Genomic DNA, 16,080 nt, shown 5'->3' with positions numbered 1-16,080 from the left:
AGTCGGGCTCATGCCAGGAGGCCGCCGGCTACCACCTGTGTCGCGGTGGCCACGAGCGCGCCGGTCCACGTCAGGAATACGAAGTGAGTCAGCGCGCTCACGAAGTGTCCGCGGTCGATCACACGGATCATCAGCGCAGAAAGCACGGCGTTCAGGAGCACGACCACGAGCAGCAGAAACTCCATGAGCGCGATGTCGTAGTTGCCGGTCGAGAACAGCGACCCGATCAGGTCGCCGTTCTGTCCGCCGAGTCCGTCGGCGATCGAGAGCATCTGTTCGGCGATCTCCAGCCCGATGAACGCGGAGAACAGCGCGGCGGCGGTAACTCCGTAGACGACGCCGATGAACGTCCGCGTCGCCTGCTGGCGTTGCTCGCGCACCCGCAGAACCTCATTGATGTTTGCGGATATGATCCCCCCGAGCTGCCGTGGGTCACCGCCCATCCGCCGCCCGACGACGTACATATCCCCGAACTTGTGGATGAGATACGACCCGGTCTCGGCGGCAAAGAGCTGCCAGGACCCCTCGACATCGATCCGTGTCCGGAGCCGCTTGTAGAGGTTGTCGACGTTGTCGGTCAGCGAGCCGAAATCCTTGTGTCGGAGTGACTCGAGGACGTTCGCGGTTGAGGTCTGTTTGACCGATTCGACACTGCCGAGTGCGCGAATGAACGCGGGAAACTCCCGGTCGCGGTCGGTAACCTTCCGTCCCTCGCGTCGCATCGCAAGCCCCGGAATGAGCATCGGCGTGGTCGGGATGGCGAGATACACCGGCAACGGGAGCACGTCTCGCGCGAGCGGCGTGTACCCGAGGCCGACGGCTGCCACCACGACCGTCGCCACCACGGTGAGGGCGGCGCCGGCGATGACTGCCGGCCATACCCGGTAGGCGGGGGAGTGTTCGCTGCCGGCCTCGATCCACAGCGGGTCGCTGGGAGCAGTCGTGTGGATCAACACCAGAAAGCCGACCTGGACCACTCCGAACATCGCGATGACACCGCCCATCAACAGCGTTGGTGGGGTCCCGAGCAACAGCGGCAACACTGTGGCGAACACCAGGATGAACGTCGTCGACAGCATCATCGAGAGGTACAGCTCTTTCATCACGTCCAGCTTCGACAGCGCCGACTCGTACCGGATGACGAACTCCTGGATGATCGACTCCTGTTCGTCGATCAGGAACTCGTCCAACGCCTGTCCAGCGCCGACGGTGTAGGCCAACCGTTCGAGAAAGTCCGAGAGCAGCTCGGAGGAGACGCGTCTCGACCGGCGCCGGCAGGCGTCGTCCAGCGACTGGTTCCACGTGTCGACGAGGGCTGTGACCCGTCCCATCTCTTCGGCGAGTACGCCGTACTCCTCGACCCGAGCCAGCGTCCGGAAGATCTCCACGCGGTCGATGTTCGTCGTCGAGAGCACGGTGATGTGTGTCAACAGGAGATGAAACTGCTCCCGGACCTCGCGGCGGCGCCGGTCGGCAGCGATCTTCGGATAGATGGCCGCGACCACCGGCGGGATGAGGCTCAACAGTCCGAGCGGGATGGCGACGAACAGCGGCGGTGTCGTGACCACGAGGCCGAGAAACGTCACGACCGGGACCGCGAGCCCCGGCAGGAGCACGAGGAGTGCGTAGCGTTCGGCCGGCATCTCCATGAACCGGTACGCATCGGCGACCGACCGGAAGAGCCGGCGCAGTTGGCCAGCCACGCCCCCCGGGTCGGCGTCCGGGGCCGAGTCACGACGGGTCGCCACTACCGACTCACCTCCGCGAGCCCCTGGATGTCGATGGGGAGGGCTTCGACCCCGTCGCGCTGGAAGGTCTCGATGGCCTCGTTGACCTCGTGGTACCCCACGACGTCCGCGTCGATCAGCCGGCGGATGATCTCCGCACGACGGTCGAGTTCGTCGTAGATCTCACGGGTATCCTCATAGCCCAGCAGGGTCGCGATCTGGTTCTCGAGGACGTGACTGTTGTTCCGGCCTTTGAACACGACCTCGTCGTCGCGGGGGTCCCAGGTGAACGATTCGCGGGTCACGACGCCACCCTCCTGTTCGGAGTAGCCCTCGATCTCCTGGACGCTCGTTACCCGTCTGAGGATGTCGTCGTCCTGCTTGACCCGGTTCTGGAACAGCGCGACGTCGCAGTTGTCCATGAACGTCTCGGGGACGTTGATCGGGTTGGAGGTGAACCGCTGGATCATGGAGACGATGTCGCTGGCGTGGAAGGTGAGCAACACCGGGTGGCCGGTCTGTGCCGCCTGGAACGCCATCTGTGCCTCGGCGCCGCGTACCTCGCCGACGACGATGTACTCCGGACGCGACCGCAGCGCCGCAGCGACCAGGTCGAACATGTCGACCGCGGAGTCGTCACCGCCGCTGCCCTCGCGGGTGAGGAGCTGTTGCCAGTTGTCGTGGGGGGGCATCACCTCGGCGGTGTCCTCGGCGGTGTAGATCTTGTGGTCCCGCGGGATGAACGAGAACATCGAGTTGAGCGTCGTGGTCTTCCCAGAGGCCGTCTCGCCGACCACGAACACCGTCTGTTCGTTCTCCATACACAGCCAGAGATACGCCGCGAGTTCCGGCGACAGAGTCCCCCACTTCGTGATCTGGAATATCGACAGCGGGACCTCCTCCCCCTGGCGGATCGTCAGTGAGGGCCCCTTGATGCTCACGTCGTCGGAGTAGATGATGTTGATCCGGGAGCCGTTCGGGAGCGTCGAGTCGATGATCGGGTCCGAATCCGACACCGGATGGTCCATCCGCTCGCCCATGTTCCGGATCCAGCTGTCGAACTGCTCGGTGTCGCCGAAGTCGACCGTCGTCTCGACCATCCCGAACACTCCGTGGTCGACGTAGCAGGCGTGGGGCCCGATGACGTGGATGTCCTCGTTCATCGAGTCGGCCATCACTGGCTCCAGTGGCCCGAGCCCGACGATGTCCCGCTTGAGGACGTACCGGAGCCGGTCGTAGGTCCGCCGGTCGACGGTGAACTGACCACCCGTGACCGCCTCCCGCACCCGACCCAGAACCGAACTCCCGTCGCCGTCGACGGTCAGGACGGCGTCGACGAGGTCGTCGATGTGGGTGTCGAAATCCTCACTCTCGCCGGGGACGGGCTTGGAGACCGAGCGGTCGAGCACCTCCTCCCGGAGCCGGCCGTAGAGCCGTTCCTCGCGGGGGGACAGCGACGGCTCGAGGCAGTAGTAGGTGGTGTCGCTGCCGGGCTCGCCGTGGACGTGGACGTACACCGGTGGTTCAGCCGGGTAGAGGAGGTTCGGCTTTCCCGTGGCGTGCTCGTCTGTCGGCTCCTCGGCGTACACGGGGTAGGTCCCGGTCCGTTCATGGAACGACTGGAGGTGGGCAGCGACGTGGTCGTGGTCGTCCATGACGGCGCGTAGCGGCTCCGTGAGACGGGTGTTCGCTCTCATGCGACGGTCCTCGACTCGATGACAAGCCCCCGACCCTGCTGGACGGAGAAGCTGATCGTGTCGTCGACGGGACTTTTCATGCCGGCGAACCGGCGGACAACCGCACTCCGCCGGACCGACTGCCCGACGACCTCGGTTTGTATTTCCAGGAGCACGTCGGCGGCCGACCGGAGCGGTCCCAGCGCACGGTCACCCACCGTGGCGGGGTCGACGGTCAACACCACGACCGTATCCGCCGCGAGCGCCGGTTCGAGCCGGGAGACGACCCGCTCCATCGCCAGGTCCGCGTCGTCGGTGCCGAGCACCGGCCCCAGCCCCGGGTCGTTCCGGCAGAGCGTTCCGAACCCGTCGGCGACAACAGCCGCCCGGTCCCACAGCGGGCTCGGGCGCAGAAACCGGTCCAGTAACCGCTGGTCGCCGTCGACCCGCGCACGGAAGTACCGCAGGCGGTCCTCGAGGAGGTGGTCGACGACGCCGTAGGACAGCGAGTGCATCTGCCTGACGTACTCCCCGACCGACAGTGCCGTCGACACCGCTCCGACGGTCGTTCCCTCCTCGCAGAGCCCGTAGACGACCCGGGAAGCGAGTACGGACTTCCCGGCCCCGGTCCCGCCCTCGACGAGGACGAGACTCCCCTCGGGGAGTCCGCCACCGAAGGCGTTGTTGACCCGGTCGCGTTTCTCCAGGCCCAGCGAGAGGTGGTTCATGTTCGGAACCTGAGGGTCTCGCGTTCGCTATCCACCACGACGGTGACGCGGTGGTCTCCGGCTGTCACCGACTCGTTTACCACGACCCTGGCGACCGTTCCGGTGTGCCACGCATCGCTGTCGAGGACAGTGACGTCGTACGCTGAGGGGGGGACGTACCGTCCGTCGACGAGCACTTCGACCGCCGACGACCGGGCCTGTACCGTCCGTCTCCCGGTGTTTTTGACGAGCACCGTCACCTCCTCCTGGCTGTCGTCGTACACCGCACCGCTGCCGGGGTCGCTGATGATCTCGATGTCGGTGTCGATGTCAGCGGCGACGTCGCCGCCGCGCTCGTCCACCGAGTTCGCGATGTCGCCAACAGTCGTGACCATCACGCCCGAGACGGCGGCCGCGATGCTCACTGCGGCGATGAAGATGACGAGCGTCGAGACGGAGGTGCTGGCCACTCAGACCACCTCCACGGTCCCGGTGACGGCGACCCCCAGTCCGGAGGCGACGAGCACCCGTTCGGGCGCGTCCGGCTCGCTCCGCGTGAGCGTCAGCGTCTCGCCCGGTTCCCAGACGTCGGTCGCCGCGTCTCCCTCGACGGTGCGGTTGGCCGCCGCGGGTGTCGCGTACGTCCCGTCGACCAGCAGGTCTACCGCCCGAACGTCGAGCGTCGAGGCGCCGGTGTTCCTGACGGTCACGGTGAGCGTCTCCCGGCTCGTGTTGTACGTGGCATTGACCAGGCTGATCGCCGTATTCTGGCGCTCGAGGGCGCGCTCGTTGCGCGCGTCGACCGCGTCGGCGCGTCGCTCGCTCGCCCGGTCGACGGCCGGGTAGAGGGTCGCGGCGCTGACCAGCAAGCCGACGAACACCACAGCCACGGCCCCACTCACGCTGAAGCCCATCAGACGTCGTCGAGCTGAGCCAGGACACTCAGATAGCGGTACGAGATTGCGTGTTCGTCGGCCGTCGACTCATGGGACTGGGTCGGGTCGACGTGCACGTCGAGTGTCGGTCCGCCGATCACGTCGACGAGATGGTCTCTGACCTCCCGGGAGATCCACCCCGCGTCCTCGTAGTGCCCGACCGCGCGCAGCGCGTCCGCGGGGCCAGACCCCTCCATCAGCACCGACAGCCACTCCATCACGAGCATCTCGCCCGCGTAGCTGTCCGGAACCGACTCCAGAACCGGCCGCGTGTCGGGGTCACTCACCGCCTCACTCACCGGCGCGTGCGCGCCGTCACCGTCCGCGCCTGCGCCGTCAGACGCCCCCCCGGGAGGGTGCTCGCCGTCGCTGGAGGAGTCCTCGTGGCTCCGGCCGAGATCACCGTCGCCGTCGCCGTCGCCGTGGTCTCCCCCCTCGAGGTCGTCGAAGCTGACGACCGACCCCTCCTCGCCGACGTGGTCGGTTCCGGCTGGTGTGGTCGGCCCTCCCGGGCCAGCCCCACCGGACCCGCCCGCGGCGTCAGCCCCACCCTGCTGATTCGTCTCTCGCGCGCGGGCGTCGGGGTCGTCGACGAACGGGTTCTCGGCCGCGTTGAGACGGTCGTAGATGCCGACCAGCCGGCGCACCCTGTCGTCCATCTCCTCGATGCTGTCGGCGAACTCCTCCTGCGAGCTCCGGACTGCGCGCAGGGAGGACTCGAGCGAGTCGACGTCCTCCTCGAGTTCGCCAAGGCGCACGTCGAGTTCGCCGACGTCCGGCCCGTCGTCCGCGCCCTCGCTGTCGCCGTCGCCGGCCATCAGGTCGCCGGGCTGCCCCGGCTGTCCCGGCTGGCCGGGTGCGGCGGGGTCACCCGGAGGCTGTCCGCCGTCCCGTCTCTGGTCGGCTCGGTCCTCCTCGTCACCGTCGTTCCGTCCGAACAGTCTATCAAACATTGTTGCTCGTGTGTGGCGGTCCTTGACGGCGATAACGGAGCGTCCCTCTTAGTCCGGCGGACGGCCTCAAGGTACGATTCGAGCCGCGATTCGAGACTCGATTCGAGTCCCGAGTCGGCCCCTGAAACCGTTCGCCGGTCTAAGTGGGTGTGGTTCGTTCGTCCCGGTGGGCACACCCCAGCAAACAGGTGTGATAGACGAAATGAACATACCAACACCCGACGACTCCGGCCGCGGGCAGGTCGGCATCGGCACGTTGATCATCTTCATCGCGCTGGTGCTGGTCGCGGCGGTTGCGGCCGGGGTCCTGATCGACACGTCCGGGCAACTCGAGTCCCGGGCGTCCGATACTGGCGCAGACGCACAGGCAGAGGTTTCGAACCAAGTTGAGGTCGTCTCGGCGACTGCTGAAACTGATAGTAGTAAGGTTCAACAGATCACACTGGTCCTCAAGAAGTCAGCAGGGGCAGACCCGATCGATCTCGATTCGGCCACTATCCAGTACACCAGTGACGAAGCGTCAAAAACAATAGACGTTTCGAATCTCGACACTGGTGACGACGATGGCCCAGTTCTCTCGAGCACTGGAGACCGTGAGGCGGTCACGATCGAGGTTGGCAGCAGTGGTGATGTCGATGACACGCTCAACGGAGGCGAATCGGCAGAGCTCAAGATCGTTGACCAGTCCGGTGCGTCGACCGTCTACGGCGTTAATGTTCCGGACGTGATCAGTTCGCAAACGTATGTCGGTGTGTAAAGTATGAAAGAGTACTTGGCGACCGATACCGAGAGCCGCGGGCAGGTCGGCATCGGCACGTTGATCATCTTCATCGCGCTGGTGCTGGTCGCGGCGGTTGCGGCCGGGGTCCTGATCGACACGTCCGGGCAACTCGAGTCCCGGGCGTCCGATACCGGCGCAGACGCACAGGCAGAAGTCTCCAACCAGGTCGAAGTTGTTTCGGCGACTGGCATTGACACCAGCGATAACAACAAGATCGATGAGATCGAACTGGTAATAAAGAAGTCAGCCGGCTCTGACCCGATTGACCTCAGCTCGACAACGATCCAATACAATAGTGGTTCAGCGGTCAAATCACTTGAACAAGGGAGTTTAGCGAGTGATAAATTCTCAGTCACCAGCGTAGTCGACGATTCGGGAGAAATAAGTGCAAGTAACGTGCTTGCAAACAGCGCTGACCGTGCGAAGATTACTATCGACGCCGATGCTGTCGAAGGATCGACCGACCTCTCGGCAGGCTCGGACGTCGACCTCAAGATCGTCGACCAGTCCGGTGCGTCGACGGTCTACGGCGTGAACGTCCCGGACGTCCTCACCGGAAAGTACGTCCCGGTCTAAGCAAATGACCACCGACCGCACACCGACGGTCGCGCTCGCGGCGGCCGTGGTCCTCACGGCAGTCGCGTTCGGTCCGGCGGTGTCCGCGGTCGACCTTCCGCGCGATTCGCGCGCCGAGGAACCGGTCTTCGACGGCTTCGCCGAGACTAGCGACTTGGGCGTCTCCGAGCGGTTCTCCTACGCCGTCGACGAGACGCCCGGGGCCGCGACGGCCGCCGACGGCACCGTCTCGACGGGGCCGACGGCCGTCACCGTCGCTGCGGGGACCGACCCCGTCGCGCTTCGATACCGGCTGCAGGTCGGCAACCGGTCCACGAACCGGACCGTCGTCGTCCCGGCCGGCGAAACGCGAACAGTCGCCGAACCACTCACCGTCGACGCGCCCGACACCGACGCATTCGGTTCCACCCCGACCGCGACGCTGCGGGTCACCGCGGCCGTCGACGGGCGAACCTACACCCTCCACAACGGGACGCTCGAGGTGACGAGCGATGCCTGACGCCTCCCGCGGGTGGCTGCGGGGCCGCCGCCTCCGCGAGCCGCTGGGCCGTGCGGCCGACTCGCCCGCGGCGACGCTGGTTCTCGCCGCGCTCGTCCTCTTCGGCGCCTCCTGGCGGGTCGACGTGTTCATCGTTGACACGGTGGCGGTCGCGAACGCGCTCGCCAACCTCGCCGACGGGTCGCTGGCGTTCACGCAGGTGTACTTCGGCCCCGCGGACGCCGCGACGCCCGGCGTCTACGTCGCCGGCGGACAGCTCTACGGCCGCAACTACGGCCAGGTGGTCGCGGCGCTGCCCGTCCTCTACCTGCTGGAGGCCGTCTCGACGGTCGCGGCGCCGCGGCTCCTGCTCGCCGGGGCCTGGAGCCTCTGTCTCGCCGGCCTCGGCGGTCGGCTCGCAACCCACTTCGGGCGGCCGCGGCTCCGCACCGCCGGCATCGTCGTCGGCACCCTCGCGTTCGTCGCCAACGTCGCCTTCGCCACCGCGCTCGCGCCGCGACTGTTCCCGCTCGTGGCGCTTCAGACGGTGACCGTGCTCGCCGCCGCGGGCCTCGTCGCGGGTTCGTATCTCCTGGTCAGCCTGCTGTACGACCGCCGGACCGGCGTCGCCGCCGGGGTCGGGACGCTTCTGCTCGGACCCATCGGCTTCTGGGCGACGATCCCGAAACGACACGTCATCACCGCGTTTCTGGTCGTCCTCACGGCCTATCTCTTCGCCCGGAGCCGCTACACCGGTCGGGTCCGCGACCGGGCCGCGGCGTACCTGCCGGTGGGGCTCGCGGCGTGGATCAGCGCCCCCGAGGGGTTCCTGTTGCTCGTCGCGCTCGTCCCGGTCGACCTGGCGACGAGCCCGCGAAACGACCTGCGTGCGCTCGCGCCCGCGGCTGCCGCGCTGGCAGTATCGCTGGTCCCGTTCCTGCTGACCAACGCTGCTGTCGCCGGGAACCCGTTGGTGCCGCCCCGGCTGCTCACCGCGTACGCCGCCGGCGACCCACTGGCACTCGACCCCGGGCTGGCCGGGAGCCACCCCGGTGCCGCCGGTCCGGGTGGTACTGCGGCGACCCGGGCGGACCCGGCAGGCGCGACCGCCGGGGGGCAGTCGCCGTCGACCGCCTCGAGGTCGGAGGGCGGGTCGTCGGGGAGCCCCCTGGACGTCGCCGCCTCGTTGTTGACCAGTACGGCCACCACCGGAGTGGACCTCTCGTTCCGGGCGGCGGCCAGAGTCGAGCAGGGGGTAGCCGCGCTGTCGCCGGAGCGCCTCTACCACGTCGTCTTCCGGAGCGGACGGATCCCTGGGGTCGATTACGCCGAGACCGGCGGCGAGACGATCGACCTGGCGCTGCTCGAGTCCGCGCCGCTCCTGGCTGGTCTTCTGGCGGCTCCGGTCGTCTGGCTGCGACGGTCTCCGGAGCACCTCGTGGCGAAACTGCCGGACACCAGCGACCCACGCCGGGCGACCGACCTGTTCGCGCTCGCCTTCGTCATCCTGTTCGCGCTGCCCCACCTCCCGCGGCTCCCGCTTCACTCGACGGTCACCGTCCGGTATCTCGTCCCGACCGTCCCGCTGCTCGCCTACGGCGTGTTCCGCTTGACGCCGGTCCGTCGGGTGGTGCAAAGCGCCCCGCGGCAGGTCACGACGACGTCGCTGCTCGCGGCGGGAGCCGGCGGTGCCGTCTGGGTCGTCGCGTTCGCGGCGGTCGAGCCGGCCGTCGGAACCCTGATGCAGACCCACGCACTGGTGAACCTCGCAGTCGCAACGGGGCTGGTCCTCTGGCTCGTCGTCTGTCCGGACGACGACCGGATCGGCGCCCTGGTGCTCGGGCTGGCGGCGGCGGGGATGGCGCTGTTTCTGGGCTTTACCGGACTCGAGTACTTCGCCGCCGACCGGCAGTATCTCCTTCCGGTCGCGCGGCTCGTCGAACGTGCAATCCCAGTCCTTCCGTAACAATGACAGAGGATAACCCCAACGGCGTTCTGACGCCGGACGAACTCGAACCGAGCGACGAACACGTCCGCGAACTGGACGACGGGCGACGGGTGGTTCACACCGACGGTGGGGAGGGAGTCCCGCCGGACGGTGACCCCAGCTCGCGACCACCCGGCAACCACCGAGTGCACGAACGCGACGGTCAGCCGGGCGCGGAGACCGCCCCGGGCGCGTACGCCGACCTTACCGACCTCACGGGCGCACACGCCCTCGTGGCTGGTGCGCGCGCCGGGGACGCCGAGGACACCGTCGTGGCCGACACCGACGACGTCTCCGAGGCCTTCGAGTCGCTGGTGTACTGGTACGTCGGCCTGGTCGCTGGAGAGCACCGACCGGAAGCAGCCCTCGCTATCCTGCTCGAGAACACCGCCCTCGACGTCGAGGTCGAGCCGTGCTGACCGGGAAACGAGACGCCGCTGCTCCGCGCTCAGGATAGCTCTTCGAGTGCGGCGTGGAAGAACAGCCCCAACGTGAGGTGTTGCTCCGCGGCGGCGGTGACCCGCTCGGCCAACGCCTCCTCGTCGTCGATGCGGTACTCTTTGGTCCGGACGAGCTCCTGGGCCTGGAGCAGACCCTCGTCCTCGAGTTCGTGGAGCTGTGGGTAGAGTGTCCCCGGGCTCAGACGCGTATCGAATACCGCCGCCAGGTCACTCATCAGGCTCTTGCCGTTGGTCTCGGAGCTCCGGTGTGCGACCAACAGCAACAGGATCTCGTCGAGATTCTCTTTCACGACCGACTCCCTGAACTGGAAGCCGGACTGGCCGAACAGCGTACTCGTCACGTCCTCGAGGACTGCCTCGGAGTGCTGTTCGGGAACCAGACGGACCCCGTCGGTGTCGGAGATGACATCACCCGAGCGCAACTCGTTGTACAGCTGACCGAGCGTCACACCGTCGTCGCCCCCCAAGCTCGTGTCTGTGTCCACTCCGGACAACGCAGTGGACGCGCCCTCCAGAGAGTGCTGGGAACGAGACCTCGCCTGCTCCGTTGTCGAGTTCGACTGGTTCATCTGCTGATCGGTACAAAGGGTTGTTTCCACTTATACCGTGATCAGCTATTTCTATCTCTGAAAAACAGCCAACCCGTTACCAGTTCCCTTTTTCTGCCCGTAATTCTCAGAAGCAAAAACAGTACGCGGTGCGGTCCGGCGAGCTGTGGCTCCGAGCCGGGTATCGGTGAGTCCGCGGCTACTCGGTCTCCCCCGAACCGCGTTCCGCGGCGTGTGCTTTCAACCACTGGTCGAGCAGCTCCCGGACCGCCGCCTCGCGGTGGTCGCGGTGGTCGCGGAAGGCGAGTTCGTCGACCTGCTCGAGGACCTCCTCGTCGAACTCGACGGTGACCTCCGTCAGGTCGAGCGACTGGTCGGTCATCGTTGCCCACATCGACCGCCGGGGGACAAAAACCCCGGTCAGACGCGCGTCGTCCGGACGGGCACTCACCCGCGTTCCCTGTCGGCGTCAGCTACAAGCGGACTCCGGCCCTACCGGAGGTGTGACACGCGCCGCAGTCCGCGAGGGATTCGAGCGGTACGTCGACCGGGCGCTCGACCGGACGGCCGAGGCCTTCCGGGTCGCCCGGGCGCTCCGGGAGGGTGGCCCCGGCAGCGGGGTCGTCGACAGGCTGCTGGGGAACTCGGACCTGCTCCGCGAGCGGGTCGTCCGCCCGGAGCTCGACGCCCACCGGGCGCAGGTCCTCGACCAATTCGAGACGCTGCTCGACTTCGTCGAGAGCGGCGACGACATCGAGGGCTACCGCGAACCCCTGCTGGCGGCCGACGCCTACGACGACGCGCTCCGGCCGGACCTGCCGGCCGAGCGGCGCGGCCGGGTCCGCGACCGGCTGGTCGAGCGCCAGCGTCGCTTCGGCGAGGCTATCGCCCCGCTGGTGGCCGCCGAGCAGGAGGCGTTCTGGCCCGCCGTGACGGCGACACTCCCCCACGAGGAGGCGGTCGCGCTCGTCGAGAACCACTTCGCGTTCACGGGGCCGCTCCGCGACCATCCGGGGGCGTTCCGGATGGCAGTCACGTTCGACCCCGGCGAGGTGCTGGGCGGGCTCGCGGGGCTCGGAGCGACACTGGGCGGGCTCCCGACCGTCGAGGTAGACTACACCGACGAGGCGCTGCGTGCGATGCGGCGTGCCGAGGAGGCCGTCATCGCCGACACGAAACGCGACCTCGCGGAGCGGTACGGCTGACCCGCGTGCGCTGCCGGGATACGCCGGCCGAACGGTCATGAGGGCGTGGCCCGTACCGGGGGACGTGACCGACGCCGACCCAGTCACGCTCTCGGCGGAGTTCCTGCTGGCCGTCCGGCGGGGGGAGCCCACCGCCGGGCCGGCGGCCGACCTCGCCGACCTCGGCGACCGGGAGCTCGCGGCGGCGCTCGACACCGACCCCGCGCGGCTGGCCTTCTGGACCAACGTCTACAACGCGGCCACCCAGCGGGCGCTCGCGGCCGACCCGTCGCGGTACGACAACCGACGGCAGTTCTTCACGGCCGACCTGGTGGCGGTCGCCGGCCGGCCGCTGAGCCTCGACGACATCGAGCACGCGGTCCTCCGGCGGTCGTACCACAAGCTCGCGCTGGGCTATCTCCGGGTGCCCGGGCCGCTCCGGAGCGCGTTCGCCGACAGACACGCCCCCGACGAGCGGGACCCCCGGGTCCACTTCGCGCTGAACTGCGGGGCCGAGAGCTGTCCGCCCGTCGCCGCCTACACCCGCGAGGCCGTCGACGAGCAACTGGACCTGGCGACCCGCGGATACCTCGAGGAACACGTCGACTACGACCCCGCGGCCGACGCGGCGCTGGTGCCGCGGGTGATGCTGTGGTTCCGCGGGGACTTCGGCGGCAAGCGCGGGATATACGACTTCCTCCGGCGGTACGACCGGATCCCCAGGGGCGCGACCCCGTCGCTGTCCTACCGGGAGTGGGACTGGTCGTTCGACCCCGGGGCGTACGCCGAGCGCGAGCGGGCTCCACACTAAACCAGACACCAGCCGGCGAACTGGCCGGCCGCCAGCGCGACCATCCCGGTCACGGTCGGCCACGGGACCCGGCGGCGGGTGTACCCCGTCCAGCCCACCACCAGCGGCGGGACGGCGACCAGACTCCCGAGCGCGACTGGCGTCGGCAGCGGGTCCGGGTGCAGCGCCAGAAGCGAGCCGGCTGCGGCCGCGCCGACGAGGGTGTAGGCCGCCCGGAGCCGCCGGCGGGGCCACCGGACGGCCAGGGTCCGCTTGCCGACCGCGGCGTCGGCCTCGCGGTCGGGCCACTGGGTCGCAAAGAGGTTCAACAGGACGACCAGAAAGAAGGGGACCGAGACGAGCGCGACCCGACCTGTCGGGCCGCCGATGGCCGCCGCCCCGTAGGCCGGCAGCGCCAGCCCGCCCAGCGCGGCGTTGTCGAGTTCGCCCAGCCCCCGCCAGGCCAGCCGGAGCGGGCCGACGGAGTACTGCCAGCCGAAGGCCGCGACGACGGCGATCAGGGCGAGGGCGCGTCCGTCGAGCAGTCCCGTCGCGACCAGGCCTGCCGCCAGGGCGCTGCCGGCGAACAGGCAGGCCGCGCCCGCCCGGAGCAGCACCGAGCGGTCGAGTCCGCTGGCCTGTAACGCGCCGCTGCCGCCGGAGAAGGGTGTCCGCTCGGTCAGCGCGTCGGTCTCGTGGTCGGCGTACTCGTTGGCGTAGTGGACGCTGGCGGCGACGGGCAGGAGCGCGGCCGCGCCCGCGGCGACCCCGGCGGCGTCGACGGTGCCCCCGAGCGCGTCCGCGGCCTTCACCCCCAGCAGGTAGACCCCGAGGACCAGCAACAGCTGCGCCGGGCGGCTCGCCGCCCAGAGCGTCCGCAGGACGGTACGAGACTCCCGGAGCATCGGCGGCTCAGTCCTGGCGGCCGTCGGCTTCGCCGCCGGCACCGGTGTCGCCGTCGGTGGCGTGGTGCCCCCAGAAGCCGCTCCTCTTCCTGACCAGGAGGTCGTCCTCGACGGTCACCTGACAGGCCAGGCGGAGCCCCGAACCGGGGTCGTGTGGCGGCACGGACAGACGGACCCGCTCGCGGCCGGCCGGCGCGGGCGGCTCGACCCGTCCATCGACTGCGACGGCACAGGTCCCACACGACCCGTGGCCGTGACAGGAGACGAGCCGCGGCCCGTTGTGGACCGGGAGGTCGGCTGCCAGGAGGGCGTCCCGGAGCGTCGCTCCGGCCGCACACTCGACGGTCGTCCGCTCGCCAGTCGCGTCCTCGAACTCGACGGTTGGCACAGGGACGTTACGGGGCCGGGAGACTTGTCGGTTCGGGCGGCTCGATCATACGCCCCAGAAGAAGGCGATGCCGAGTGTCGTCACGACGGTGAAGATGGCCTGCAGCGGGCCGCCGACGCGGACGTAGTCGGTGAAGCGGTACCCGCCGGGCCCGTAGACGAAGAGGTTGGTCTGGTATCCCACCGGCGTCATGAAGGCCGTCGAGGCGGCGAACGTCACCGCGAGCACGAACGCGAGCGCGGCGTCCCCGGGGAGCTTGCCGGCCACCTCGATGGCCACCGGGACCATCAACACGACGCTCGCGTTGTTCGAGACGATGTTCGTGAGGACGGCGGTGATCACGTAGAGCAACCCGAGGACGGCGACCGCGGGGAGGGTAGCCGAGGCAGCCACGACGCCATCCGCGATGAGTGCCGCCCCGCCGGTGGTCTCCAGCGCGAGCCCAAGCGGGATCACCCCCGCAAGCAGGAAGATCACGTCCCACTGGACGGTGTCGTACACCTCGGTCGGCCGGAGACAGCCGGTCAGCACCATCCCCAGCGCCCCCGCGAGGGCGGCGGCGACGATCGGGATAGGGGTCAGCGCCGCCAGCCCGACGACGGCGGCCACCAGCCCGACCGCGACGGGCGTCTTCGAGGAGCGGACGTCCGGGCGCTCGATCTCCTGGGCGACGATGAAGTCGGGGTTGTCCTCCAGCCGAGTCAGGCTCTCGGAGGCACCCTGGACCAGCAGCGTGTCCCCCACCCGGAGGGTGAGGTCGTCCATCCGCTCGCGGATCAGCTCGCCGCCACGCCGGAGCGCGAGGACGGTGGCGTCGTACTGCTGGCGGAAGGCCATCCCGGCCAGCGACTCCCCGACCAGCCGGGAGCCGGGCGCGACGACCACCTCGACGAGGTTGCTCGCCTCGTCGGGCGCCTCCAGCTCCTCGTCGGTCACCTCCACGTCCGCCAGGACGTCGAGCCCCTCGGCGTCGAGCAGGTCGACCAGCGTGTCGCGGTCGACCCGGACCGCCAGGACGTCGCCGGCCCGGATGGTCTTGGGCTCGAGCGGCTCGGCGAAGGCCCGTCCGTCCCGGACGAGCTGGAGGACGTCGACGTCGAACTCCACGGCCGAGAGCCCCTCGCTGACGGTCTTGCCCACGAGCACGGAATCCTCCCGGACGACGACCTCGGTGAGATACTCCTCGAGCCCGAACTCCGAGGTCAGGTCCGCCTCGGGTTCGATCCGGGTCGGGGTGAGCCACCGGCCGACGGTCAGCAGGTATGCCGCGCCGACGACGGTCACGACCACCCCCAGCTGCGTGAACTCGAACATCGAGAACGGGCGGCCGGAAAACTCCGCGTACAGCTCGCTGGCGAGGATGTTCGTCGAGGTGCCGATCAGGGTCAACATGCCGCCGAACATCGAGGCATACGAGAGCGGGAGCAGCAGCTTCGAGGGGGAGTTGCGGGTCTTGTGGGCCAGGTCGCTCACCATCGGCAGCAGGACCGCGACCGCGGCAGTGTTGTTGATGAACCCCGACAGCGGGCTGACGATACCGATCGTCGCGGCGACCTGGCGACCCTCGCTGTCGCCGGTCAGGCCGGCGACCCGCTCGCCCAGCCGCTGGACGACGCCGGTCCGCTGGACCCCTCCCGAGAGGATGAACATCGCCAGCACGGTGATCGTCGCACTCGAGGCAAAGCCAGAGAGCCCCCGCGCGGTCGCCGCGGCCACGTCCTCGCCGGGGCTCCGGAGCACGTAGACCGGCTCGGCGAGCAGCCCGGCGTCGGCCATTCCCTGCGTGACCGGGTCGACGAGTACCAGTGCGACCAGAAGCGTCAGCGCCGTCACGTCGACCGGGACCGGCTCGGTGGCAAACAGCACCAGCGCGGCGAGGATGAGAACGAACACGACGACGGTCCCGGCGGTGACGGCTGGCACGTGCCGGGGGTCGCCCGCTGGCATCAAAAAGGCCGCGCCCCGGGTGGGGGTTCTGCCGGGC

General features: G+C 68.8%; 18 protein-coding genes. 7 read left to right on the top strand and 11 right to left on the bottom strand.

The window, feature by feature from the left end; all coding sequences use genetic code 11:
- Positions 1–8 precede the first annotated feature (8 nt).
- The 6 genes from flaJ to GN153_RS00605 are packed head-to-tail and all read right to left on the bottom strand — an operon-like array spanning position 9 to position 5,998.
- Complete coding sequence (gene flaJ / locus GN153_RS00630; RefSeq protein ID WP_236544723.1) at positions 9–1,748, bottom strand: archaellar assembly protein FlaJ; 1,740 nt, start codon at positions 1,746–1,748, stop codon at positions 9–11.
- Positions 1,748–3,424: a type II/IV secretion system ATPase subunit gene (locus GN153_RS00625; RefSeq protein ID WP_159898747.1), complete on the bottom strand. Its 1,677-nt coding sequence runs from the start codon at positions 3,422–3,424 to the stop codon at positions 1,748–1,750. Before GN153_RS00625 ends, flaJ begins: the two co-directional genes overlap by 1 nt.
- Complete coding sequence (locus tag GN153_RS00620) at positions 3,421–4,131, bottom strand: ATPase (RefSeq protein ID WP_159898745.1); 711 nt, start codon at positions 4,129–4,131, stop codon at positions 3,421–3,423. Before GN153_RS00620 ends, GN153_RS00625 begins: the two co-directional genes overlap by 4 nt.
- Entirely contained in the window at positions 4,128–4,580 is a 453-nt protein-coding gene (locus GN153_RS00615; RefSeq protein WP_159898743.1) for a CARDB domain-containing protein, read from the bottom strand. Before GN153_RS00615 ends, GN153_RS00620 begins: the two co-directional genes overlap by 4 nt.
- Entirely contained in the window at positions 4,581–5,024 is a 444-nt protein-coding gene (locus tag GN153_RS00610; RefSeq protein WP_159898741.1) for a fla cluster protein FlaF, read from the bottom strand.
- Positions 5,024–5,998 (bottom strand): FlaD/FlaE family flagellar protein, encoded by a 975-nt coding sequence (locus GN153_RS00605; RefSeq protein ID WP_159898739.1) that lies wholly within the window; start codon positions 5,996–5,998, stop codon positions 5,024–5,026. The genes GN153_RS00610 and GN153_RS00605 overlap by 1 nt, the downstream gene beginning before the upstream one ends.
- 190 nt (positions 5,999–6,188) lie before the next feature.
- Here GN153_RS00605 and GN153_RS00600 point away from each other — a divergent pair, with 190 nt between their 5' ends.
- From GN153_RS00600 to GN153_RS00580, 5 genes are read left to right on the top strand one after another with little or no spacing between them, the layout of a single operon-like run.
- Positions 6,189–6,755, top strand: a complete 567-nt coding sequence (locus GN153_RS00600; RefSeq protein WP_201287777.1) for an archaellin/type IV pilin N-terminal domain-containing protein — start codon at positions 6,189–6,191, stop codon at positions 6,753–6,755.
- A gap of 3 nt (positions 6,756–6,758) precedes the next feature.
- On the top strand, positions 6,759–7,355 hold the full coding sequence (locus tag GN153_RS00595; protein ID WP_159898737.1) for an archaellin/type IV pilin N-terminal domain-containing protein: 597 nt from the start codon (positions 6,759–6,761) through the stop codon (positions 7,353–7,355).
- A gap of 4 nt (positions 7,356–7,359) precedes the next feature.
- Positions 7,360–7,854 carry a hypothetical protein gene (locus GN153_RS00590; protein ID WP_159898735.1) on the top strand — a complete coding sequence of 165 codons (495 nt, stop codon included), beginning with the start codon at positions 7,360–7,362 and terminating at the stop codon, positions 7,852–7,854.
- Positions 7,847–9,799, top strand: coding sequence for a hypothetical protein (locus tag GN153_RS00585; protein ID WP_159898733.1), 1,953 nt, complete (start codon positions 7,847–7,849; stop codon positions 9,797–9,799). The genes GN153_RS00590 and GN153_RS00585 overlap by 8 nt, the downstream gene beginning before the upstream one ends.
- Positions 9,800–9,801: 2 nt before the next feature.
- The gene (locus GN153_RS00580; protein WP_159898731.1) at positions 9,802–10,239 is read left to right on the top strand and encodes a DUF7500 family protein; all 438 of its coding nucleotides are present in this window, start codon (positions 9,802–9,804) and stop codon (positions 10,237–10,239) included.
- A 29-nt stretch (positions 10,240–10,268) separates the two neighbouring features.
- On the opposite strand, the gene GN153_RS00575 is transcribed toward GN153_RS00580, so the two are convergent.
- Entirely contained in the window at positions 10,269–10,730 is a 462-nt protein-coding gene (locus tag GN153_RS00575; protein WP_201287776.1) for a PadR family transcriptional regulator, read from the bottom strand.
- A 298-nt stretch (positions 10,731–11,028) separates the two neighbouring features.
- A complete protein-coding gene (locus GN153_RS00570) occupies positions 11,029–11,211 on the bottom strand; it encodes a ribbon-helix-helix protein, CopG family (protein WP_159898727.1) in 183 nt (60 codons plus the stop codon).
- A gap of 121 nt (positions 11,212–11,332) precedes the next feature.
- Here GN153_RS00570 and GN153_RS00565 point away from each other — a divergent pair, with 121 nt between their 5' ends.
- Together GN153_RS00565 and GN153_RS00560 are read left to right on the top strand one after the other, a co-directional pair.
- Entirely contained in the window at positions 11,333–12,034 is a 702-nt protein-coding gene (locus GN153_RS00565; RefSeq protein WP_159898725.1) for a hypothetical protein, read from the top strand.
- A 64-nt stretch (positions 12,035–12,098) separates the two neighbouring features.
- Positions 12,099–12,824, top strand: coding sequence for a DUF547 domain-containing protein (locus GN153_RS00560; RefSeq protein ID WP_236544722.1), 726 nt, complete (start codon positions 12,099–12,101; stop codon positions 12,822–12,824).
- On the opposite strand, the gene GN153_RS00555 is transcribed toward GN153_RS00560, so the two are convergent.
- Genes GN153_RS00555 through GN153_RS00545 form a run of 3 tightly spaced genes read right to left on the bottom strand, consistent with a single transcriptional unit; the run spans position 12,821 to position 16,019 of the window.
- Positions 12,821–13,708 (bottom strand): prenyltransferase, encoded by an 888-nt coding sequence (locus tag GN153_RS00555; RefSeq protein WP_159898721.1) that lies wholly within the window; start codon positions 13,706–13,708, stop codon positions 12,821–12,823. The genes GN153_RS00560 and GN153_RS00555 overlap by 4 nt on opposite strands.
- Before the next feature lie 7 nt (positions 13,709–13,715).
- Entirely contained in the window at positions 13,716–14,096 is a 381-nt protein-coding gene (locus tag GN153_RS00550; protein ID WP_159898719.1) for a 2Fe-2S iron-sulfur cluster-binding protein, read from the bottom strand.
- 45 nt (positions 14,097–14,141) lie between these two features.
- Positions 14,142–16,019 carry an SLC13 family permease gene (locus GN153_RS00545; RefSeq protein WP_394350866.1) on the bottom strand — a complete coding sequence of 626 codons (1,878 nt, stop codon included), beginning with the start codon at positions 16,017–16,019 and terminating at the stop codon, positions 14,142–14,144.
- Positions 16,020–16,080 lie beyond the last annotated feature (61 nt).

This window comes from Salinirussus salinus, from assembly GCF_009831455.1.
Lineage (GTDB): Archaea > Halobacteriota > Halobacteria > Halobacteriales > Haloarculaceae > Salinirussus > Salinirussus salinus.
The sequence above is the reverse complement of the archived record's forward strand: the minus strand, read 5'-3'. Positions and strand labels throughout refer to the sequence as shown.